We start from the raw sequence: 23237 nt of genomic DNA on the forward strand, positions 1-23237 counted from the left end.
CGCCTGCCCTTCGAGGCTACCCTCAGGCGAGCACGTCCAGCGGGATCGCGCCGATCCGCGCCTGCCACTCCCTCGGGCCGCTCTCGTGCACCGAGTCGCCGTTGCTGTCGACGGCCACCGTCACCGGCATGTCCTGCACGGTGAACTCGTAGATCGCCTCCATGCCCAGGTCCTCGAAGGCCACCACGCGCGAGGCCTTGATCGCCTTGGACACCAGGTAGGCGGCGCCGCCGACCGCCATCAGGTACGCCGACTTGTGGTTGCGGATCGCCTCGCGCGCCACCGGGCCGCGCTCGGCCTTGCCGACCATGCCCAGCAGGCCGGTCTGCTCCAGCACCTGGTTGGTGAACTTGTCCATGCGGGTGGCGGTGGTCGGGCCGGCCGGGCCCACCACCTCGTCGCGCACCGGGTCGACCGGGCCGACGTAATAGATGAAACGGCCGGCCAGGTCCACCGGCAGCGGTTCGCCGGCATCCAGCATCGCGACGATGCGCTTGTGCGCGGCATCGCGCCCGGTCAGCAGCCGGCCGTTGAGCAGCAGTGTCTCGCCGGGCTTCCAGCTGGCGACCTCGTCGCGGGTGATGCTGTCCAGGTCCACCCGCCGGCCGTTGGAGGCATCGCGGGTGATCTGCGGCCAATCCTCCAGCGAGGGCGGCTCCAGCATCACCGGGCCGCTGCCGTCCAGGGTGAAGTGCGCGTGCCGGGTCGCGGCGCAGTTCGGAATCATCGCCACCGGCAGGTTGGCCGCGTGGGTCGGGTAGTCCTTGATCTTGACGTCCAGCACCGTGGTCAGGCCGCCCAGGCCCTGGGCGCCGATGCCCAGCGCGTTGACCTTCCCGAAAATCTCCAGGCGCAGTTCCTCGGCCCGGTTCGAGGGGCCGCGGGCCATCAGCTCCTGGATGTCGATCTCCTCCATGAGCGACTCCTTGGCCAGCAGCATCGCCTTCTCGGCGGTGCCGCCGATGCCGATGCCGAGCATGCCCGGCGGGCACCAGCCCGCGCCCATGGTCGGCACGGTCTTCAGCACCCAGTCGACGATGGAGTCGGACGGGTTGAGCATGGCGAACTTGCTCTTGGCCTCCGAACCGCCGCCCTTGGCGGCGACGATCACCTCGACCCTGTCGCCCGGGACGATCTTCACGTTGACCACGCCCGGGGTGTTGTCCTTCGTGTTGATGCGCTTGCCGGCCGGGTCGGCCAGCACGCTGGCGCGCAGCGTGTTGTCCGGGTGCGCGTAGGCACGGCGCACGCCCTCGTGGACCATGTCCTCCACGCCCATGGTCGCGTCGTCCCAGCGCACGTCCATGCCGATTTCCAGGAAAACGGTGACGATGCCGGTGTCCTGGCAGATCGGCCGGTGGCCCTCGGCGCACATGCGCGAGTTGATCAGTATCTGCGCCATCGCATCCTTGGCCGCCGGCGATTCCTCGCGCTCCCAGGCCGCGGTCAGCGCGCGGATGTAGTCGACCGGGTGGTAGTAGCTGATGTACTGCAGCGCGTCGGCGATCGACTGGATCAGGTCTTCCTGGCGGATCGAGGTGGACAGGCGGGTGGCGGGGCTGGCAGGCAGGTTCACGGCATGGGGCGTTGCGGGGACAAGGCGCCCATTGTAGCGGCCAGGCCGGTCCCCGGCCGTGCCCGGAACACTGCATCGCCGCGCTGGCCCACAATGAATGCATGGAGACCCTGTTGCTCGCGCTGGACCTGATCGGCACCTTCGTGTTCGCCCTGAGCGGAGGGATGATGGGGGTGCGGCGGCGGCTGGACCTGTTCGGCGTGCTGGTGCTGTCGTTCGCCGCCGCCAGCGCCGGCGGCATCACCCGTGACGTGCTGATCGGCGCGGTGCCGCCCGCGGCGCTGACCGACTGGCGCTATCCGACCGTCTGCCTTGCGGCCGGCATCGCCACCTTCTTCTGGACCCCGGTGATCGAGCGGCTGCAGACGCCGGTGCGGATGTTCGATGCGGTGGGCCTGGCGGTGTTCGCCGTGGCCGGCACCCAGAAGGCCCTGGCCTTCGGGCTCGCACCGCCGATGGCCGCGGGACTGGGAATGCTGACCGGGATCGGCGGTGGCATGCTGCGCGATCTCCTGCTCGCCGAGGTGCCCCTGGTGCTGCGCGCCGAGCTCTACGCAGTCGCCGCCCTGGCCGGCGCCAGCGTCGTGGCCACCGGGCATGTACTGGCGCTGCCGTCCGCCTGGACCGTGCCGGCCGGGGCGCTCCTGTGCTTCGGACTGCGCATGACCGCATTGCGCCTGGGCTGGCACCTGCCGGTGGCCCTGCAGTCCACGCGGACGCCCTCGCCCGGCGACGACCGGCGCTGACGCCACCGCGCGCGGCCAGCGGAACCCTTCGGTTTCCTTCACCTGATCCTCGCCCGGCGTTCCTAGGCTGGCGGAGTCGGTCGACAGGGGCCGGCGTGTGTGCCCACGCATTCCATACCGGGCCTTGCCCAGGAGAACCCCATGAACAGCAGGATCACCCTCGCGATCGGAATCAGCACGCTGGCCCTCGCCCTCGCCGCCTGCAACAACGACCGGACCGGCGATGAAACCGCCGGAGCCCGTGATGCCGGCACCCTCTCCACCGACGCCGGCCGCGCCGGCGAGGGCATGCGTGGCGCCGGCGACCGGACCGCCATGAACGACCCGGCCGGCGCAGGCGCACTGGGCGATGACGCCTTCACCGCCGACCGCCGTGCCGGCGGTGGCGCGACCGCCGGGATGGACGACGCCGCCGGGAACGTCAGCCAGGAAGTGGCGCTGGCGATGGTCATGGCGGTCGACCAGCACGAGATCGCCGCGGCCGAACAGGCCCGTGGCAAGCAGCTCTCTGGCGAGGCCGGGGAGTACGCCCAGACCCTGCTCAAGGACCATACGCGCAACCTGGAGGCGACCCGCGGCCTGATGGGCCAGGCGGGTGGCGCCGGCGACGACGTGCCCGGCGCGGATGATCCCCAGGTCGCGCAGATGCGCGAGAAGCACGCCGCGGAACGCGAACGCCTGGGCCGGATGGACGGCGACGAATACCAGCGCGCGTGGATCGACGCGATGGTCACCGGCCATACCGAGGCCCTGGAGATGCTCGACGACCAGCTGATCCCCTCGGCGGGCCCGGACAATGTCCGCAAGCACCTGCAGGACACCCGCCAGACAATCGCGCGGCACCTCGAGACGGCCCAGCGCCTGCGCGACCAGCCCGGCGACGGCAACCGCTGATCCGGCATTGCCGGCACCTCCGCGGCCCCGCTCCGGCGGGGCCGCGCACGTTTCCGGCCCGGTTCCCGCGCCGTTTTCACCGCGCCTGTCGATCGTGACGGCACAATCGCTCCATGCCCAATGCCCGGTCCCAAGCGGACGCCCCCAGCCCCACTACCCGCCCGGAACGCCGCCCGAGCCTGCGTGAGCGCTTCCAGGCCCTGCGCAACCTGCCGCCGTTCCTGCGCCAGATCTGGGCCACCAGCCCCGGGCTGACGATCACCACCCTGGGCCTGCGCCTGGTCCGCGCGCTGATGCCGGTGGTCACGCTGTACATCGGCAAGCTGATCATCGACGAGGTGGTGCGGCTGGTCGGCGTCGGCGTCGGTTTCGACACCCTCGCCGAGGCCTGGTCCGCCGGCGTGCTCGACCACCTGGCCTTGCTGGTGCTCGCCGAGCTGGCACTCGCGGTGGTTTCCGACCTGCTGGGGCGGCTGGTCAGCTACGGCGACTCGCTGCTGTCGGAGCTGTTCACCAACGCCACCAGCGTGCGGCTGATGGAGCACGCGGCCACGCTCGACCTGGAGGACTTCGAGGACCCCGAGCAACAGGACCGGCTGGACCGTGCCCGGCGCCAGACCATGGGCCGGGTCAACCTGATGAGCCAGATCTTCGGCCAGGTGCAGGACATGATCACCGTGGCCAGCTTCGCGGTCGGCCTGCTGGTCTACGCCCCCTGGCTGATCGTCCTGCTCGCGGTGGCGCTGATCCCCGCCTTCATCGGCGAGTCGCACTTCAACGCACTGGGGTACTCGCTCAACTTCGCCTGGACTCCGGAGCGGCGCCAGCTCGAGTACGTGCGGCAGATGGGTGCCAGCGTGGAGACCGCCAAGGAGGTGAAGATCTTCAACCTCCACCGCTACCTGGTGGCCCGCTACCGGGAACTGGCCGACCGCTTCTTCCGCGCCAACCGGGCGCTGGCGCGGCGCCGCGCCCTGTGGGGCACGGCTTTGGCGGCGCTGGGCACGCTGGGCTACTACATCGCCTACGCCTACATCGCCTGGCGCACGGTGCATGGCGATTTCACCATCGGCGACCTGACCTTCCTCGCCTCCAGCTTCCGGCGCCTGCGCCAGCTGCTCGAGGGCCTGCTGGTGGGTTTCTCGCAGGTGGCCGGGCAGGCGCTGTACCTGGACGACCTGTTCTCCTTCTTCGCCGTGGAACCGGAGATCACCTCTCCGCCGGATGCGGCGCCGGTACCGCGCCCGATCGCCCGGGGCTTCCGCTTCGAGAACGTCGGCTTCCGCTACCCGGACGCGGAGAAATGGGCCGTGCGCGGGCTGGACTTCGAGCTTCGCGCCGGCGAGGTGCTGGCGCTGGTCGGCGAGAACGGAGCCGGCAAGACCACCCTGGTCAAGCTGCTGGCGCGGCTGTACGACCCCGACGAAGGCCGGATCCTGCTGGATGGCCGCGACCTGCGCGAGTACGACCTGGACGACCTGCGCTGCAACATCGGGGTGATCTTCCAGGACTTCGTGCGCTACCACCTCACCGCCGCCGAGAACATCGGCGTCGGTCAGGTGGACGCCATGGACGACGAGGTCCGCATCCGCGAGGCGGCGCAGCGGGCGATGGCCGACGCGATGATCGAGTCGCTGCCCATGGGCTACGACCAGCTGATCGGCCGGCGCTTCAAGACCGGTGTCGACCTGTCAGGTGGCCAGTGGCAGAAGATCGCGATCGCCCGGGCCTACATGCGCGATGCCCAGGTGATGATCCTCGACGAGCCGACCGCGGCACTGGATGCGCGCAGCGAGTTCGAGGTCTTCCAGCGCTTCCGCGAACTGTCCGACCAGCGTACCGCGGTGCTGATCTCGCACCGTTTCTCCAGCGTGCGCATGGCCGACCGGATCCTGGTGCTGGCCGAAGGGCGGCTGGAAGCCAGCGGCACCCACGAGGAGTTGATGGCGGGCGGCGGGCGCTACGCCGAGCTGTTCGAACTGCAGGCGGCGGGCTACCGCTGAGCGCTTGCCGCGACCCTAACGCGGCCGGCGCTAGCGTCGGAACTCCCCCCACTGCGGAGCTTCCCCTATGCGACACCGCAACCGCGGCCCCCACGACCGTGACCACGGCCCGCGTCCCGATCCGCGCTACCAGGACATGCCCTCGGTCTCCAACGGCCCCATCCGTACCAGCGGCAACGCCTCCAGCGCCCGGACCTTCGGCTACCCCGGCCAGAGTGGCCACGATGTCTTCAGCCACGACGACGATTACCAGCGCGGCCCCGGCGGCTACGGGCAGGACCAGGGCCGCCACGCCCAGAGCGGGCACGGGCGCGGCGGTTCGCAGCACGCCGACAGCGACCGCCATTCGCGCGGCAGCGGAGGCCACCGTGGACGCGGCCCGCGCAACTACCGGCGCTCCGACGAGAGCATCGCCGACGAGCTGGTCGACCGCTTCACCGACCATCCCGACCTGGACGCGACGCAGATCCTGCTGCAGGTCGAGGACGGCGAGGTCACCCTGACCGGCGAGGTGCCCGAGCGGCGGATGAAGCACCTGGCCGAGGACATCGCCGCCGAACTGCACGGCGTCGCCGAGCTGCACAACCGGATCCGCGTCGACGACGGCAAGTCCTGGCTGGGCCCACCCGGCGAGGCGGTGCGCAGCGGCAACCACCAGGGCGGCGAAAGCCAGATCGGCAGCGGCTTTTCCAGTTCCGGGCGGCTGCGCGATCCGCTCGGGGTGGACGAGCGCAGCGAGGACCGCGACCAGGGACGCGGTCCCTCCTCCTGAGACCTAGCGCACCAGCAGGACCGGGATCCGGCAGCTGCGCAGCATCGCGGTGGTGGTGCTGCCGACGATCAGCTGCCGGATCCGCGAGTGTCCGTAGGCACCCATCACCAGCAGGTCGACGCCGGCCTGCGACACCCTTTCGCTGATCACCGCCTCGGGGTCGCCGGCGATGCGCGCGGCCTCGGCCGGCCGGCCCGCCTCGGCCAGCACCTGCCGCGCCCAATCCAGCTGCGCGGCATCACGATCGTCATCGGCGACCATCACCAGCTGCAACTCGAGCCCCTTGAACAGTGGGCTGGAGGCGACGAAGCCGACCGCCTTGCGGGTGGTCTCGCTGCCGTCGAAGGCGACCAGCGCGCGGCGCACCGGGCGGAATTCCCGCGAAGCCACCAGCAACGGCCGCCGCGCCGCGCGTGCCACGCGTTCCATCTGGCTGCCCAGGTGGCCCTTGGCGAAGTCGGCATTCTCCCCGCGCTTGCCCAGGACGAACAGCCGCACCTCCTGCTCCAGGCTGGAGAGGGTGTCGACCAGCCCACCGTGCCGCAGCCGTGCGGTGGCCTCGGCCCCGCCCTGCGCCGCGAAGCTGCGCCCCTGCTCCAGCAGCAGCCGGCCGCGCTCCTGGGCGAGGCGTCCGCGTTTCTCGTCCAGTTCGGCCAGTTCGGCCAGCAGTGCCTCGCTGGTCCCCAGCACCAGGTTGCCGGTCAGGTCGACCGCCGGGCCGTGGAGCCCGCGGTCGAGCACATGGACCAGTTCCAGCGGCGCCGCCAGCTGCGTCGCGGCCCAGGCCGCATGCCGGCACACGCTCTCGGTGTAGACCGACTCGTCGATCGCCGCCAGCACCTTGCCGTGCGGATTCGTGGTCTCGATCTCGCTCATCGCTGGCTCCTCAGTGATCGCCCATCAGGCGCTCGGCGCCGGGCTTGTCGTGCACACCCAGTCGGCTGACCAGGGTGGCGCTGGCCTCGTTCATCCCGATTACCTCGACCCGGGTGCCTTCGCGGCGGAACTTCAGCACCACCTTGTCCAGCGCGCCGACCGCGGTCAAATCCCAGAAGTGGGCATTGGACACGTCGATCCGCACCGCCTCGACCGCCTCGCGGAAATCGAAGCGTCCGATGAAGTCCTGTGCCGAGGCAAAGAACACCTGGCCGGTGACTCCGTAGTGCCGCACCCTGCCCCCTTCCACGGTGGCCGACTCGACGTGCAGCACCTGGCCGACCTTGCGGGCGAAGAACAGCGCCGACAACAGCACGCCGGTCAGCACGCCCTTGGCCAGGTCGTGGGTGGCCACGGTCACCGCGACGGTAGCGATCATGACGACGCTGGAACTGGGCGGGTGCTTGCGCAGGTCGCGGATCGAGGACCAGCTGAAGGTACCGATGGAAACCATGATCATGACCGCCACCAAGGCCGCCATCGGCATGCGCGCCACCCAGGGCCCCACGAACACCACCATCACCAGCAGCCCGACACCCGCGACCAGCGCGGACAGGCGCCCGCGCCCACCGGACTTCACGTTGATCACCGACTGCCCGATCATCGCGCAACCGGCCATGCCGCCGAGGAAGCCGGTGGCGATATTGGCGATGCCCTGGCCCCGCGCTTCCCGGTTCTTGTCGCTTGGGGTGTCGGTGAGGTCATCGACGATCTGCGCGGTCAGCATGGACTCCAGCAGGCCGACCACGGCCAGCGTCGCCGAGACCGGCAGCACGACCATCAGGGTTTCCAGGTTCAGCGGCACGTCCGGCAGCAGGAACACCGGCAGGCTGTCGGGCAGATCGCCCATGTCGCCCACGGTCGGCACCTGCATCCCGGTGGCCATGGCGAAGGCCGTGAGCACGACGATGGCGACCAGCGGCGACGGGATCGCGCGGGTGACCCGCGGCAGCAGGTAGATGATCGCCAGACCCGCCGCGGTCATCGGGTAGACCGCCCAGGGCACGTCGACCAGCTGCGGCAGCTGGGCCATGAAGATCAGGATCGCCAGCGCGTTGACGAAGCCGGTGATCACCGAGCGCGAGACGAAGCGCATCAGCATCGGCAACCTTGCCAGCCCCGCGGCCACCTGCAGGACGCCCGTGAGTATCGTCGCCACCAGCAGGTACTGCAGGCCGTGGTCGCGCACCAGGTCGACCATCAACAGCGCCATCGCGCCAGTCGCGGCCGAGATCATCCCCGGGCGCCCGCCGGCAAACGCGATCACCACCGCGATGCAGAACGAGGCATACAGGCCGACCTTGGGGTCGACTCCGGCGATGATGGAGAACGCGATGGCTTCGGGGATCAGCGCCAGCGCAACCACCAGCCCGGCGAGGACGTCACCGCGTACATTGCCGAACCATTGCTGGCGCAGCCTTTGGATATCGATCAAGACAGGACTCCTGCCCACGCCCTCGGCGCAAACCTTTTCAGGACGTCTATGCGTCCATGGCGAAGGGAACACGCACACCGCTGCCGCGCGGCGCCGCCAAGGGGGCAGAACGCGGCAGGTCGGGTCGGCTTGCTAGGGCGGCGTGGTCATCGCGGTTCCGGTCGGCGTCGGCGGAGTACCGGCGCGCGAAGCCGATCATTCTAGCCGGGGGCGGTCAGAACAGCGAGCCTTGCGGTGCCTCCGGGGCCGAGTAGTCCAGCCGCCCGTCGACGATCCGCGCCGCGGAGGTGTACGGGTGCTCGTCCGTACGCCCGGGCGCGGCCAGGTGCAGCACCTGCCAGCCCCGCACCTTGAGGTCGTCGGAGATCAGGCCGCGGTGGCACTGCCACCACAGCGCCTCGGCGCACATGATCGCCACCGGGCGCCGCTCGGCCAAGGCCTCCAGCCCGTCGCGCGCGGCCTGCCACCGCGCGCTCATCATGTAGTCGGCATAGCCGCGGAAGCTGCTGTTGCGCCAGGCGTCGTTGGGGCTGTCCGGCACCGGCCGGCGCCGCCCGCCCAAGTCCGGGACCGGGCGGTAGTCGATGCCGGCACGCGGCAGCTCGTGGGCCATGGTCTCGCCGGAAAACTGCGGGTTGCGCCGCGAGCCGGCGAAGCGCCGCACGTCCACCAGCACCTCGATGCCGGCGTCCGCCAGCATGCCGGTGAAGACCGGCCACTCCCGTGTCGAGTGGCCGATGGTCCAGATCCTCCGCGTGCCCTGCTCCATGCCGCCATGCTGCCGCCGCCGGGGTGAAGCCGCCTTGACGCCGACCCCGATAGGCTGCCGGCGATGACGTGGAACGTCCACGTTGGAGAACCCGATGAACGACAGCAGCGCCGGAGCGCCGGGGAACGACGGGGGCCGCAGCGCCACGCACGCCAGCGACGGCGGCGCGATGCGCACCGCGCGGATCCTCGCGTTCCTGTTCAAGTACCGCAAGGCCGGCGTGTTCGAGGGGCTGTACCTGGACGACCTGCACGTGCAGGCCGGGGAAGAGGGCCACGGCGACAGCCGCCCAGAGCAGTTCGTCGCCGACCTGGAGGCCCTGGGGCCGACCTTCGTCAAGATCGGCCAGGCACTCTCGACCCGGCCGGACATGGTGCCGCCGGAGTACCTGGCCGCGCTGGAGCGGATGCAGGACGACGTCGGACCGATCGACTCCGCCACGGTGCGGGCGGTGGTGGAGCAGGAACTGGGCGTCCGCCTGGCCAAGGTGTTCACCGAGTTCGATGACACGCCGCTGGGTTGCGCCTCCCTGGCCCAGGTCCACCGGGCGGTTCTGCGCGACGGGCGCGAGGTCGCGGTGAAGGTGCAGCGTCCGCACGCCTACGACCAGATCCGCGCCGACCTGGATGCCCTGGGCTCGATTGCCGGGCGCGTCGACAGCACCACCCGGATCGGCCAGCGGATGCGCTTTTCCGACTGGATCCACGAGTTCCGCCGCACCCTGCTGGCCGAGCTCGACTACCGCGCCGAGGCCGACAACCTGGCGCGCTTCGCCGAGCACCTGGGCGGCTACCCGGAGCTGCTGGTGCCGGTCCCGTTGCGCGACCTGTCCACGGGCCGGGTGCTGACCATGGAGCTGGTCACCGGCACCAAGGTCACCGCGATCAGTGGCCTGCGCAGGACCGAGGAACCGCTGGGCCGGCTGGCCGAGGCCCTGATGCGCGGCTACCTGGACCAGGCGTTCGTGCACGGCGAGATCCACGCCGACCCGCACCCCGGCAACCTGCTGCTGACGCCGGAGGGCCGGCTGGCGATCTTCGACCTGGGCATGGTCGCGCACATCCCGCCGCGCCAGCGCGACCACCTGCTCAAGCTGCTGTTCGCCGCGGTGGACGGGCGCGGCGAGGACGTCGCCAACGAAGGCATCGCCATGGGCACGCGCCTGGGCGACTTCAACGAGGAGCGCTACATGCGCGAGGTGGGCCAGCTGGTGGCCCGCTACGCCGCGCGCCAGTCCACGCCCGGCGGCGGCCACCCGCTGTCGGAGGGCCGGCTGGTGCTGGACCTGACCCGGATCGCCACCGCCTGCGGGCTGCGCACCTCGCCCGAGCTCAGCCTGCTGGGCAAGACCCTGCTCAACCTGGAGTCGGTCTCGGTCGCCCTGGACCCCACCATGGACGTCAAGTCGGTGGTCCGCGACCACCTGGAGCACGTGATGCGCGAGCGCCTGCGCAGGTCCTTCTCGGCCGCCGCGGTGGCCGGAGAAATGATCGAACTGCAGGAATTGCTGCGCGAGGGCCCGCGCCAGCTTTCCAACATCCTCTCGCTGCTGGGCGACAACCGCATGCAGGTGCGGGTGGCCGGGCTGGACGACTCGCAACTGCTGGAGGCCCTGCAGAAGATCGCCAACCGTATCACCACCGGCATGGTGATCGCCGCGCTGATCATGGCCTCGGCGCTGGTGATGCGTGGCGGAAGCGGGAGCGGGCCGACGCTTTTCGGCTATCCGGCGATCGCCCTGGTGCTGTTCCTGGTCGGCGCGGGCCTGGGGCTCTACGTGGTGGGCAGCGCCCTGCTGCGCGACCGCCGCGCCCGCCCGCGCGAGCAGCGCGCCCCCCGCTGAACCACGGCCCGGTCGGGCCCGGGCCCGGTGGCCGCGGTCGGATAGAATGGGCGGCTGGATCCGCTGCATCTTTCTGCCCATGTCCTCCCCCTTCGGTGCCGAAACCGTGCTGGACGTCCGCCACTGGACGGACGCCTACTTCAGCTTCACCACCACCCGCGACCCGGGCTTCCGCTTCGACAACGGCCAGTTCGTGATGATCGGCCTGGAGGTGGAGCAGCCCGACGGCCGGATGAAGCCGCTGCTGCGCGCCTACTCGGTGGCCAGTGCCAACTGGGAGGAACAGCTGGAGTTCTTCTCGATCAAGGTGGCCGAAGGCCCGCTGACCTCGCGGCTGCAGCACGTGAAGCCCGGCGACAAGGTCCTGGTCGGGCGCAAGCCCACCGGCACCCTGCTGATCTCCGACCTGCACCCGGGCCGCAACCTGTACCTGCTGGGCACCGGCACCGGCGTCGCTCCCTGGCTGTCGATCATCCGCGACCCGGAGACCTACGAGCGCTTCGAGCGGGTGGTCGTCTGCCACGGCGTGCGCCATGCCGAGGACCTCGCCTACCGCGACTACATCACCGAAGAACTGCCCCGGCACGAGTTCCTCGGCGAGTTGGTCGCGGGGAAGCTGATGTACTACCCGACGGTCACCCGCGAGCCGTTCACCCACGAGGGCCGCGACCACCGCGGCCGGCTGACCGACGCCATGGCCAGCGGGGTGATGATGCGGAACCTGGGCCTGGACCCGCTGGACCCGGAGCACGACCGGGCGATGATCTGCGGCAGCCCGGCGATGCTGGCGGACTTCCGCACCCTGCTCGACGGCCGCGGCTTCCAGGCCTCGCCGCGGATCGGCAGCCCCGGCAGCTACGTGTTCGAGCGGGCGTTCGTCGAGAAGTAGGAGGCTTCGGCACGGCTGTCAACCCGTGACGCGCGGCCGGCCGCCGGCCAGAATCGCGCTCCCTCGTTGATTGCAGCCCTGCCATGCCCGAGTCCAGCCGCCTGCTCGCCGACCAGATCGCCCGCACCATCGCCGCGGAGATCGGCGCCCAGCCGGCGCAGGCCACCGCCGCCATCGCACTGCTCGACGAAGGCGCGACCGTGCCCTTCATCGCCCGCTACCGCAAGGAAGTCACCGGCGGCCTGGACGACACCCAGCTGCGCAACCTGGAGACCCGGCTCGGCTACCTGCGCGAGCTGGAGGACCGCCGCGCGGCGATCCTGGCCAGCATCGACGAACAGGGCAAGCTGACCGGCGATCTGCGCGCCGACATCGAGGCCGCCGACAGCAAGTCGCGGCTGGAAGACCTCTACCTGCCCTACAAGCCCAGGCGGCGCACCCGCGCGCAGATCGCCCGCGAGGCCGGGCTGGAGCCGCTGGCCGACGGCCTGCTGGAAGATCCGGCCCGGGTACCCGAGGCATTCGCCGCCGGCTTCGTGGACGCCGAAAAGGGCGTCGCCGACTCCAGGGCCGCGCTGGAAGGCGCCCGGGCGATCCTGATGGAGCGCTGGGGCGAGGATGCCGGGCTGGTCGGCGGGCTGCGCGACTGGTTGGCCGAGATCGGCCAGGTCCGCGCGCGGGTGGTCGAGGGCAAGGAGGCCGAGGGTGCCAAGTACCGCGACTACTTCGACCACGCCGAACCGCTGGCGAAGATCCCTTCGCACCGCATGCTCGCGCTGCTGCGCGGACGGCGCGAGGAGTTCCTGACCCTGGACCTGGACCCCGGTACCGATGCCGAGGCCGGGCACGCCCAGGGGGCGGGACGGGTGGCGGTCCACGCCGGCATCGCCGACCGCGGCCGCGCGGCGGATACCTGGCTGCTGACCGCCTGCCGCCTGGCCTGGAAGGCGCGCCTGCACCTGCACCTGATGCTCGACCTGTTCAACCAGGCCCGCGAGAAGGCGGAAGCCGAGGCGATCGAGGTCTTCGGCGACAACCTCAAGGACCTGCTGCTGGCCGCCCCGGCGGGTCCGAAGACGGTGCTCGGGATCGACCCGGGCATCCGCACCGGCTGCAAGGTCGCGGTGGTCGATGCCACCGGCAAGCTGGTCGCCACCGAAACCATCTACCCGCACGAGCCGCGCCGCCAGTGGGACCAGTCGCTGCAGGTGCTGGCGAAGCTGTGCCGGCAGCACGGCGTGGCGCTGGTGGCGATCGGCAACGGCACCGCCAGCCGCGAGACCGACCGTCTGGCCGCCGAGCTGCTCAAGGGCCTGCCGGAACTGAAGATGCAGAAGATCGTGGTTTCCGAGGCCGGCGCCTCGGTGTACTCGGCCTCCGAGACCGCCGCGCGCGAGTTCCCGGAGCTGGACGTGTCGCTGCGCGGCGCGGTCTCGATCGCCCGCCGGCTGCAGGACCCGCTGGCCGAACTGGTCAAGATCGAGCCCAAGGCGATCGGGGTCGGCCAGTACCAGCATGACGTCGACCAGCTGCGCCTGGCGCGCACGCTGGATGCCCGGGTCGAGGACTGCGTCAACGCGGTCGGGGTGGACGTGAACACCGCGTCGGCCGCCCTGCTCTCGCGCGTGGCCGGACTGTCGGCGACGGTGGCCGGCAACATCGTCGTGCACCGCGACGCCAACGGTCCGTTCCGCAGCCGCAAGGGATTGCTGGACGTCCCGCGGCTGGGCGCCCGCACCTTCGAGCAGTGCGCCGGCTTCCTGCGCATCCGCGACGGCGAGCAGCCGCTGGATGCGTCAGCGGTCCACCCGGAGGCCTATCCGGTGGTGGAGCGGATCGTGAAGGCCAGTGGCCGCGGCGTCGGCCAGCTCATCGGCGACGCCACCTGGCTGCGCGGCCTGCGGCCGGAAGACTTCACCGACGACAGTTTCGGCGTGCCGACGGTGCGCGACATCCTGGGCGAGCTGGAGAAACCCGGCCGCGACCCGCGCCCGGAATTCAAGGCCGCGACCTTTGCCGAAGGGGTCGAGGACATCCGGGACCTGCGGCCCGGGATGGTGCTGGAGGGCGTGGTGAGCAACGTGGCCGCATTCGGCGCGTTCGTCGACATCGGCGTCCACCAGGACGGCCTGGTGCACATCTCCGCGCTGGCCGACCGCTACGTCAAGGACCCGCGCGAGGTGGTCAAGGCCGGCGACGTGGTCAAGGTGAAGGTGCTGGAGGTCGACGTGGCCCGCAAGCGCATCGCCCTGACCCGGCGCCTGGAAGACGAGCCGGGCGGGCAGCGGCGCCCCGCGGCGGCGGCCGGCAACGATCGGCCGGGGCCCCGTCCGGGAGGCCGCCCCGCCAGCCGCTCCGGCGCCGGCGCCCCGAGGCAGGCGGCCCCGCCCGCCAACAACGCCCTGGCCGCCGCCTTCGCCCGCGCGAAGCGGGACTGACCCGTCCGGCGCAGTACGCCATGCACGATCGGGCCGCTGGCACCGCGGGTGCCTTTAGTCATGGGGTGAGGGGGACCGGGTTCCGTTAGGATCAGGTGGTTTTTCACCAAGACGGGACACCCGCATGAAGCATCCTCTCGCACTGGCCCTTGCCATTGCCCTGTCCGGTTCCCTGGTCGGCTGCGCCGCCGACGCGCAGGACGAAACCGCGCAGACCGAAAACGTGAACGAAGCCAACCCGCTGTTCGCCGAAAGCCCGCTGCCGCTGCACTACCCGCAGTTCGACAAGATCGAGGACAGCCACTATGGCCCGGCCTTCGATCGCGGCATGGCCGAGCACCTGGCCGAGATCGAGGCGATCGCCAACAACGAAGAGCCGGCGAGCTTCGACAACACCATCATCGCGATGGAGAAGTCCGGCGAGCTGCTGGGCCGCGTGTCCACGGTCTTCTTCAGCCTGGCCGGGGTCGAGAACAACGACGCCAAGAAGGCCATCCAGGCCGAGTACGCGCCGAAGCTGTCGGCACACCGCGATGCGATCAGCCTGAATCCGGCGCTGTTCGAGCGCATCCAGGCGCTCTACGACCAGCGCGACACGCTGGGCCTGGACGCCGAGGGCGTGCGCCTGGTCGAGCGCTACCACACCGATTTCGTGCGCGCCGGCGCCAAGCTCTCCGATGCCGACAAGGCCCGCCTGAAGGAGATCAACGGCGAGCTGGCGAAGCTGGGCACGCAGTTCAGCCAGAACGTGCTGGCCGAGGTCAACGACTCGGCGGTGGTGGTCGACAGCCGCGAGGAACTGGCCGGTCTGACCGATGAGCAGATCGACGCCGCCGCCCAGGATGCCGCCAGCCACGACCTGGACGGCAAGTACCGGATCGCCCTGCTCAACACCACCGGCCAGCCGCCGCTGGCGCAGCTGGAGAACCGCGAGCTGCGCGAGCGCATCTTCAAGACCTCGGTCGCCCGCGGCAGCCGTGGCAACGAGTACGACAACACCGGGATCATCTCCCAGGTGCTGAAGCTGCGCGCCGAGAAGGCGAAGATGCTCGGCTACCCGACCTACGCCGCCTACGTGCTGGCCGACGAGACCGCCGGCACCCCCGAGGCGGTGAGCGCGATGCTCGACCAGCTGGCCCCGGCCGCGGTCGCCAACGCCCGCAGCGAGGGCGCCACCCTGCAGGCGATGATCGACCGCGAGCAGGCCGCCAAGGGCGAGCCCAGCTTCAAGCTCGAGCCATGGGACTGGGCGTACTACACCGAAAAGGTCCGCGCCGACCAGTACAACTTCGACGAAAGCCAGCTCAAGCCGTACTTCGAGATGAAGAGCGTGCTCGAGGACGGTGTGTTCTACGCCGCGGGCAAGCTCTACGGCCTGAGCTTCAAGCAGCGCACCGACCTGCCGGTCTACAACCCGGACGTGCTGGTCTACGACGTATTCGACGAGGACGGCAGCCAGCTGGCGATGTTCCTGTTCGATCCCTACGCGCGACCGTCCAAGCGCGGCGGGGCGTGGATGAACTCCTACGTCGACCAGTCCGAACTGACCGGCGACCTGCCGATCGTCGCCAACCACCTCAACATCACCAAGCCCTCCAGCGGCCCGACCCTGCTGACCTGGGACGAGGTCACCACTGCGTTCCACGAGTTCGGCCACGCCCTGCACGGCATGTTCTCCGACGTGAAGTACCCGTATTTCAGCGGCACCAGCGTGCCGCGCGACTTCGTCGAGTTCCCGTCCCAGGTCAACGAGATGTGGGCCGACTGGCCGGAAGTGCTCGCCAACTACGCCAAGCACTACAAGACCGGCGAGGCGATGCCGAAGGAGCTGCTGGACAAGGTGGTCGAGACCGCCAAGTTCAACCAGGGCTTCGCCACCACCGAGTACCTGGGCGCGGCGATGCTCGACCAGAGCTGGCACCGGCTCGACGCCGACCAGATCCCCGCCGCCGACGGCGTGATGGCGTTCGAGGCGAAGGCGCTGAAGGACAACGGCACCGACTACGCGGCGGTCCCGCCGCGCTACCGGACCCCGTACTTCAGCCACATCATGGGCGGCTACGCGGCCGGCTACTACGCCTACATCTGGTCGGAGGTGCTGGACGCCAACACCGTCGCCTGGATCGAGGAGAACGGTGGCCTGACCCGCGCCAACGGCGACCGCTTCCGCCAGACCCTGCTGTCGCGCGGCGGCAGCAAGGACGCGCTGCAGCTGTTCCGCGACTTCGCCGGGCACGAGCCGGAAATCCAGCCGCTGCTGGTCCGCCGTGGCCTGGACGCGCCGGTTTCCGACGACTCGGCCGTCCCGGGCGGCCAGGCGCAGGAGCCGGTGCCGCCGCAGGGCTGAGGTCTGCCGCAGCAGTGGACGAAGGCCGCCCGGAGCAATCCGGGCGGCCTTTTTCATGGCAACGACCCGGAGGCCGCCTCAGCCGGGGTCGGTCACCGCTTCCGCACCGGGTACATCGCTGCCCAGCCCGCCCTCGAACAGGTTGCGCAGCTCGGGCGCCACCACCGGCAACAGCACCGGGGCGGGCACGTCGACCTGCAGCACCCCCTCCGAGTACGGCGCCACCTGGTAGGGCGGAAAGATGAAGCGCAGCCCCGACAATCGGCCGCCGGCGCCGGCGAGGGGCTCGAACTGGTCGAAGTTGCCGGCCTCGGGCGCCGTCCCCTCGTCGATCATCCGGGCCCCGGTACGCAGCAGCTGCTGGCGGTCTTCGGCCTCCAGCCCGGTCGCGTCCACCCGCGCCGGGAGCGCCTCGTGCAGCTGGCCGCGTATGTAACCGGCGATGTCGGCCCAGCCCGCGGGGGTGGGCACCAGCCGTTCGGCGGTGAGCATGCGCTGCTGCTGCGGCAGCCAGACGAACCGCGCGACCAGCGGCATGCCGTGCGCACCGCCGGTATAGGTACTGCCGTCGGCGGCATAGGCGGCCACGGCGGGCGTGACCAGCAGTTCGGAGAACGCCAGCGACAGGTCGTACATGGGCGGCGGGTCACCCGGGCCGGCAAGCTGGCGACGCCCGGCGACCGCCTCCATCAGCTCGGCGCGGGCCGCATCGGCATACGCCTTCATCGCTGCGGCCACGCCCGGGTAGCGCTCCGCCGACTCCGGATAACTGATGCCGATCATGTAGTCCGGAGTGGCTTCGCTGACTTCCGCCAGCGCCACCGGCCCGGCGGGAACGGGATCCGCCGCGGGTGGCGGCATGTCCGTGCTCCGGCTGTCCACCGCGGTCCCCGGATCATCCCGGCTGCAGCCGGCCACGGCCATTGCCAGGGCGGCGCCGGTCACCAGCGCCAAGTAGCTCATCCGGGGTTTCGTCATCGGGTGGTCCCTCCTGTTGCGAGGGACCTTATCGGCGCCTGCGTGATGCACGGATGCAGGCGTGCCGACCCTCAGAGCACCAGGTCGGCCACCTCGCCGTGGCGCTCGGCCCAGGCCGCCGCGTACGAGCACTGCGGGCTGACCAGCCAGCCGAACCGGCGGGCCTGTTCGAACGCCTCGGCCACCAGCCGGCCGGCAATGCCGCGGCCGCTGACTTCGCTCGGGACCAGGGTGTGGGTGATCACCATCACGTTGTCCTGCAGCCGGTAATCCAGCCAGGCCTCGTGCCCGCCGACGCGAGTCACCAGGCGCTGGTTGGCCGGCTCGTGCTCGACAGTGAGCTCGCCGGCCACGATCTCGTCGGAAACCCTTTCGTCGGGTGCCATGCTGTCGTCCTCAGCGGCTGTCGCGCCGGCCCTGGTTGTGCCGGTCGGTGGTGCTGATGCTGCCGTGGGTGCCCTGCAGCCGTGCCTCGCCCTCGTGCAACTCCTGGGCCTTCACCCTGGCCTGGTCCGACTGGAAACCGGGATCGCCCGGCTGGTCGGGCTGCACGGCGCGGGCCTGCTGCGCGTCTTCCTGTTTGCGCTGCAGCAGTTCACGGGTGTTGGCCATCGCCTGTTCCGGGGTGATCGTCTTCCCCTGGCCGCTGTTCTCGCCCTGGTTGCTCATGTACGCGCCTCCTGTGGTGGGTCGGCCATTCGATATCACCGGCGGCATTCATTCCCGGTGAGCACCGGGGCCGCTCAGCCGAACGAGGGGCGCGCCAACTCGCGCAGGAAATGGGCGCCGATCCGCGGCTCCATCAGCAGCATGAACAGCACGCCGTAGATGGCCCCCGACAGGTGGGCACTGTGGTTGACGTTGTCGGTGCCCTGCCGGTCCATCCAGAACGAATATCCGACGTAGAACACGCCGTACAGGATCGCCGGCACCGGCAGGAAGAACACGAAGATCAGCTGCCATGGGTTGAACAGGATGAAGGCGAACAGCACTGCCGACACCGCACCGGAGGCACCGAGGCTACGGTAGCGCGCGTCGTGCCGGTGGCGCAGCCAGGTCGGCAGGATCGCGATCACGATCGCCGACAGGTAGAACAGCACGAAGCCGACCGGGCCGATCATCGCCGTCACCAGCTGCTCGGCGAAACGGCCGAAGAAGAACAGCGTGATCATGTTGAACAGCAGGTGCTGCCAGTCGGCGTGGATGAAGCCGTGGGTCAGCAGGCGGTCGTACTGGCGCTGGCGGTCGATCGCCGGCGGCCACAGGATCAGCCGCTCCAGCAGCCGCGGGCGCTGCCAGGCCTGCCAGGAGACCAGCACTGTCACCGCGATGAGCACGAGGGTCAGCATCGGTCAGGCCTCCCGGTAGTTGTCGGCCATGCGGTAACGACGCGCATAGAGCCCGAATGCCAGCGCCGCCAGCAGCGCGAACACGGCGAAGAAGAACATCTGGAAGGCCGCGGTACTGAGCCCGGTGGTGGCGATGGAGCCGGTCACCGTGTCGTTGCGGACCGCGGCATTGGCCAGCAGCACCCACAGGTTGCCGATGGTGGTGGTCAGGTTCCAGAAGCTCATCACCACGCCCTTCATCGCCTGCGGTGCCTGGCTGTAGGCGAATTCCAGCCCGGTGGCCGAGACCAGCACCTCGCCGAAGGTCAGCAGTGCGTAGGGCAGCACCTGCCAGACGATCGACATCGCATTGCCGCCGTCCATCGCCACCTGGATGCCGCCGATGACGATCCAGGCCAGTCCGCTGAAGGCGATGCCGGCGGTCATCCGCCGCAGCGCGGTCGGCTCCCAGCCCAGTCGCTTGAGCGCGGGGTACAGCACCAGGTTGTTGAACGGGATCAGCAGCATCACCAGCGCCGGGTTCAGCGCCTGCATCTGCGAGGCGACGAACCAGTCCGGCTTGGTCATCGCGGTCCCCTGGATCACCCAGGTCGAGGCCTTCTGGTCGAACAGCGAGTAGAACGGCGTGGTCAGGGCGAAGATCACCAGCACCCGCAGCACGTTGCGCACTCCGTCGACCGCCTCCGGCGGATGCACCCCGCGGGCCCGGTCCAGCTGCATCCAGGCCCCGCCACCGACACCGGCCAGCAGCGCCACCAGGGCGATGCAGAAGGCGATCACGAAACCCAGCGACGGGATCAGCGCGAACGAGGCGGCGGCCAGCACCGCGCCCGCGAGCGCCAGCCAGAGCCCGGGACGGCCCTGCCCCGGCACCTCCCGGGTCAGGGCGGTGCGGATCACGCTGGAGAACGAGTCCGGATCCGCGGTCGTGGCCGGCGGCACCATCACGTAGTGCCTGCGCCCCAGCCAGAACACCAGGGTGGCGATGAACATCAGCAGCCCGGGGATGCCGAACGCCACGCTGGCGCCGAAGTGCCTGAGGAACAGCGGCATCAGCAGCGAGGCGAACAGCGAGCCGAAGTTGATGATCCAGTAGAAGCCGTCGAAGACCACCTTGGCCAGGTGCTTGTTGGACTGGTCGAACTGGTCGCCCACGAACGAGGCCACCAGCGGCTTGATGCCGCCCGCACCCAGTGCGATCAGCCCCAGGCCGGCGAAGAAACCGGTGCGGTTGTCCTCGAACAGCGCCAGGCAGGCGTGGCCGGCGCAGTAGATGAGGCTGAACCACAGGATGGTGTTGTACTTGCCGAAGAACCGGTCGGCCAGCCAGCCGCCCAGCAGCGGGAAGAAGTACACCCCGATCATGAAGGAGTGCATCAGGTCCTTGGCCACCAGCTCCCGCTCGCCGCCCTCCATGATGTGCTGCAGCAGGGTCGAGGTGATCAGGAACTGCACCAGGATGTTGCGCATCCCGTAGAAGCTGAAGCGCTCGCAGCCCTCGTTGCCGATGATGAAGGGGATCTGGCGCGGGAAACGGCCCCTGGCAGCCGGCACGGCGGGGATCTGGGACATCGGTCGAGAGTTCCGGGCGAAAGCGGCAAGGGTACCGGAAGGCCGGCCCGTTCCGCGCTGTGACCACTGGCCGTTGCGCCGCCTCGGGCAGGCCCGCGAGCGGGTACCATGCCCGGCTTCGAGAACACCCCGGGGATACCTGATGACGACCGCCCGCCTCGCCCTGCCGGCGCTGCTCTGCCTGGCGGGCCTCGCCCTGCCCGCCCCGTCGCGCGCCGAGGCTCCGCTCACCACCCATTCCGAGCGCAGCGGCTTTGTCGAGACCGGCCGCTACCCCGAGGTGATCGAACTGTGCGGGGCCTTCGCCGCCCGCTACCCGGACGCGGTGCGCTGCACCGACTTCGGCACCAGCCCGCAGGGCCGGCCGATGAAGGCGCTGGTGGTCAGCCAGTCCGGCGCCTTCACCCCGGAGCAGGCCCGGGCGCAGGGCCTGCCGGTGACCCTGATCCAGGGCGGCATTCACGCCGGCGAGATCGACGGCAAGGACGCCGGATTCCTGGCCCTGCGCCAGCTGCTGGAGGGCGAGGTCTCGCCGGGCGTGCTGAAGATGCAGGTGTTCGTGTTCGTGCCGGTGTTCAACGTCCCGGGCACTGCGTGACGGCACCATCGACGCGCTGGCCGGGTCCGGCTCGTTGCCGCTGCCGTTCTACCCCTCCTTCGTGCAGTACGACAACCCGGCCTCGGGTTTCGAGGACGACGTGTCACCGCCGCGCTTCTCCCACGGCTACATGCCGCTGCGCAACCGGCTCGGGATGCTGGTGGAGACCCACTCGTGGAAGGAGTACCCCGAGCGCGTGGCGATCACCCGCAACACGATCGTCGCGGTGCTCGACCTGGTCGCCGCCCACGGGGCGCGCTGGCACGGCCTGGCGCGCGAGGCCGATGCCCGGGCCGTGCGCATCGGCGGCCAGCCGGTCGAGCTGGACTACCAGGCCGGCGAGGCCTGCCGGCGGGTCGACTTCCGCGGCTACGAGTACAGCCGCACTCCGTCGGAGGTCTCCGGCGCGACCATGACCCGGTACGACGAGACCGCGCCGCAGGTCTGGAACGTCCCGCTGTGCGACGACATCCAGCCTTCGCTGGTGGTCGACGCGCCCGGGGCCGGCTACCTGGTGCCGGCCGAGCACGCCGGCCGCGTGGCCGGCAAGCTGGACCTGCACGGCGTCGGGTATACGCGCCTGGAGCAGCCGCTCCGGGATGCCCGGGTGGCGGCTTTCCGCGCCGATACGGTGGAGTTCGCGCCGCGCCCGATGGAAGGCCACCAGCGCGTGACGCTCGCCGGGGACTGGGAGGCCGAGTCGCACGACCTGGCCGCCGGCGCGCTGTTCGTGCCGATCGCCCAGCCGCGCGCGCGCATGGCGATGGCATTGCTGGAGCCGCAGGCGCCGGACTCGCTGGCCGCCTGGGGCTGGTTCAACAACGCCTTCGAGCGCAAGGAATACATGGAGTCCTACGTCGCCGAGCAGGTCGCCCGCGAAATGCTGGGCGACCGCCGGGTCAAGGCCGAATTCGAGCGCCGGCTGCGCGAGGACCCGGAGTTCGCGGCCGACGCGCAGGCCCGGCTGGAGTTCTTCTACCGGCGCCACGAGTCCTGGGACGACCGGTTGAACCTGTACCCGGTACTGCGGGTGGACCGGGCGCCACGGCGCTGATCCCTCGGAGGCCAGAGGCGCATGTCATTGCCGACATCTCAGAATTAAGAATGCTCTCAGCAACTTCCTCAGCGACAAAGCGGGAACGTTCGACGGAGATGACGTGGCTGAGCTTCGGGAACACGGAGCACATGGGCAAGCGCAAGCGGAGGCGGAGGCGGAGCGAGATCTTCCTGGCCGAGATGGAGCAGTGGTGCCGCGGGACGTTGTTGAAGCTGATCACGCAGCACTACGCGAAGATGGGTCGCCCCGGCCGCCAGCCCTACCCGCTGGCGACGATGCTGCGCATCCACTTCCTGCGGCAGTGATAGGCGCTGCGCTGAGTGATCCGGACATGGAAGAGACGTTTGTACGAGATACCGGTAATGCGCCGCTTCGCCCGCTTGGTTGGGCTGGACAACATCCCCGACCAACCCACGACCCTCAAATTCCGGCGTTTGCTGGAAAACGATCTGGCGCCGCAGATCCTGGAGCGGGTGAACGCACTTGGCGCGCAATGGCCAGAGTCTGACGGCAGGCGCGAACATGGTCAACGACCCAGGTGCACAAGCCGCTGCATGACAGTGAGGACACGGTCTGCGGCGATAGCAGTTATACCGGGGCGGACACGCGCGAGGAGTTGCGGGACGTGACAGCGGCGTTCTGGACCGCGGAGAAGCTATCGAAGTTGCGGGCGATGAAGAACCGGCGTGACCGCAAATACACTGAACGCTGGGGAGCACCTCAAAGGCCACCGTGCTGCCGAAGGGGGCATCCGTTCCGGGCGGTCAAGTGGCAGTTCGGCTACCTCAAGGTGCGCTATCGCCATCTGGCGAAGAACATGGCGCAGATGCGCAGCGCATCAGACACGAAGTTGCGGGTCGTGGCGGTGATCCGCCGCTGGCCACAGGCCTGCTTGGCCTGACGCAGCGCGGCGACCATGCCTTGCTTGAGCGCACTACACGGCTGGACATGGATGGTCGCGTAAATCGGCTCGGCAGGTCAGGCGCAAGGAGCCGGACACTTGCCGCGGCCTAGTGGCAATCTTCTGTGGCGGCA

Annotated in this window: 17 protein-coding genes and 2 pseudogenes; 10 read left to right on the top strand and 9 right to left on the bottom strand. The window is 70.0% G+C overall.

The window, feature by feature from the left end; translation table 11 throughout:
* Positions 1 to 22: 22 nt before the first annotated feature.
* Positions 23 to 1546, bottom strand: coding sequence for a fumarate hydratase (locus LY625_RS02665; RefSeq protein ID WP_233737571.1), 1524 nt, complete (start codon positions 1544 to 1546; stop codon positions 23 to 25).
* Positions 1547 to 1677: 131 nt separating this feature from the next.
* Between LY625_RS02665 and LY625_RS02670 the strand changes: the two genes are divergently transcribed.
* From LY625_RS02670 to LY625_RS02685, 4 genes are all read left to right on the top strand, one after another.
* Entirely contained in the window at positions 1678 to 2322 is a 645-nt protein-coding gene (locus tag LY625_RS02670) for a trimeric intracellular cation channel family protein (protein WP_233737442.1), read from the top strand.
* A 141-nt stretch (positions 2323 to 2463) separates the two neighbouring features.
* Complete coding sequence (locus LY625_RS02675) at positions 2464 to 3216, top strand: DUF4142 domain-containing protein (protein WP_233737443.1); 753 nt, start codon at positions 2464 to 2466, stop codon at positions 3214 to 3216.
* Positions 3217 to 3329: 113 nt separating this feature from the next.
* The gene (locus tag LY625_RS02680) at positions 3330 to 5219 is read left to right on the top strand and encodes an ABC transporter ATP-binding protein (RefSeq protein WP_233737444.1); all 1890 of its coding nucleotides are present in this window, start codon (positions 3330 to 3332) and stop codon (positions 5217 to 5219) included.
* Between the two features lie 67 nt (positions 5220 to 5286).
* A complete protein-coding gene (locus LY625_RS02685; RefSeq protein ID WP_233737445.1) occupies positions 5287 to 5991 on the top strand; it encodes a BON domain-containing protein in 705 nt (234 codons plus the stop codon).
* Between the two features lie 3 nt (positions 5992 to 5994).
* Here LY625_RS02685 and LY625_RS02690 read toward each other — a convergent pair whose 3' ends face one another.
* The 3 genes from LY625_RS02690 to LY625_RS02700 all read right to left on the bottom strand — a co-directional run bounded on the left by LY625_RS02690 (position 5995) and on the right by LY625_RS02700 (position 9131).
* Positions 5995 to 6867, bottom strand: a complete 873-nt coding sequence (locus tag LY625_RS02690) for a universal stress protein (RefSeq protein WP_233737446.1) — start codon at positions 6865 to 6867, stop codon at positions 5995 to 5997.
* A gap of 10 nt (positions 6868 to 6877) precedes the next feature.
* Positions 6878 to 8359, bottom strand: a complete 1482-nt coding sequence (locus tag LY625_RS02695) for a SulP family inorganic anion transporter (RefSeq protein WP_233737572.1) — start codon at positions 8357 to 8359, stop codon at positions 6878 to 6880.
* 217 nt (positions 8360 to 8576) lie between these two features.
* On the bottom strand, positions 8577 to 9131 hold the full coding sequence (locus LY625_RS02700) for a DUF488 domain-containing protein (RefSeq protein WP_233737447.1): 555 nt from the start codon (positions 9129 to 9131) through the stop codon (positions 8577 to 8579).
* A 169-nt stretch (positions 9132 to 9300) separates the two neighbouring features.
* On the opposite strand from LY625_RS02700, the gene LY625_RS02705 reads away from it, so the two are divergent.
* From LY625_RS02705 to LY625_RS02720, 4 genes are all read left to right on the top strand, one after another.
* A complete protein-coding gene (locus LY625_RS02705; RefSeq protein WP_343223453.1) occupies positions 9301 to 10974 on the top strand; it encodes an AarF/UbiB family protein in 1674 nt (557 codons plus the stop codon).
* A gap of 79 nt (positions 10975 to 11053) precedes the next feature.
* Complete coding sequence (locus tag LY625_RS02710; RefSeq protein WP_233737448.1) at positions 11054 to 11863, top strand: ferredoxin--NADP reductase; 810 nt, start codon at positions 11054 to 11056, stop codon at positions 11861 to 11863.
* A gap of 83 nt (positions 11864 to 11946) precedes the next feature.
* Positions 11947 to 14301: a Tex family protein gene (locus LY625_RS02715; protein WP_233737449.1), complete on the top strand. Its 2355-nt coding sequence runs from the start codon at positions 11947 to 11949 to the stop codon at positions 14299 to 14301.
* 124 nt (positions 14302 to 14425) lie between these two features.
* Entirely contained in the window at positions 14426 to 16648 is a 2223-nt protein-coding gene (locus tag LY625_RS02720; RefSeq protein ID WP_233737450.1) for a M3 family metallopeptidase, read from the top strand.
* A 78-nt stretch (positions 16649 to 16726) separates the two neighbouring features.
* Here the strand turns inward: LY625_RS02720 and LY625_RS02725 are convergent, their stop codons facing one another.
* From LY625_RS02725 to LY625_RS02745, 5 genes are all read right to left on the bottom strand, one after another.
* Complete coding sequence (locus LY625_RS02725) at positions 16727 to 17626, bottom strand: RsiV family protein (protein WP_233737451.1); 900 nt, start codon at positions 17624 to 17626, stop codon at positions 16727 to 16729.
* A gap of 71 nt (positions 17627 to 17697) precedes the next feature.
* Positions 17698 to 18012, bottom strand: coding sequence for a GNAT family N-acetyltransferase (locus LY625_RS02730; RefSeq protein WP_233737452.1), 315 nt, complete (start codon positions 18010 to 18012; stop codon positions 17698 to 17700).
* 10 nt (positions 18013 to 18022) lie between these two features.
* Positions 18023 to 18295 carry a hypothetical protein gene (locus LY625_RS02735; protein ID WP_233737453.1) on the bottom strand — a complete coding sequence of 91 codons (273 nt, stop codon included), beginning with the start codon at positions 18293 to 18295 and terminating at the stop codon, positions 18023 to 18025.
* Positions 18296 to 18369: 74 nt separating this feature from the next.
* Positions 18370 to 18975 carry a rhomboid family intramembrane serine protease gene (locus tag LY625_RS02740; protein WP_233737454.1) on the bottom strand — a complete coding sequence of 202 codons (606 nt, stop codon included), beginning with the start codon at positions 18973 to 18975 and terminating at the stop codon, positions 18370 to 18372.
* Positions 18976 to 18978: 3 nt separating this feature from the next.
* Positions 18979 to 20547: an oligopeptide:H+ symporter gene (locus LY625_RS02745; RefSeq protein ID WP_233737455.1), complete on the bottom strand. Its 1569-nt coding sequence runs from the start codon at positions 20545 to 20547 to the stop codon at positions 18979 to 18981.
* Between the two features lie 142 nt (positions 20548 to 20689).
* On the opposite strand from LY625_RS02745, the pseudogene LY625_RS02750 reads away from it, so the two are divergent.
* Together LY625_RS02750 and LY625_RS02755 are read left to right on the top strand one after the other, a co-directional pair.
* Positions 20690 to 22199 (top strand): annotated as a pseudogene (locus LY625_RS02750) (M14 family zinc carboxypeptidase).
* A gap of 98 nt (positions 22200 to 22297) precedes the next feature.
* Positions 22298 to 23103, top strand: a pseudogene (locus LY625_RS02755) (transposase).
* Positions 23104 to 23237 lie beyond the last annotated feature (134 nt).

Source organism: Lysobacter sp. GX 14042 (assembly GCF_021390425.1).
GTDB lineage: Bacteria > Pseudomonadota > Gammaproteobacteria > Xanthomonadales > Xanthomonadaceae > Novilysobacter.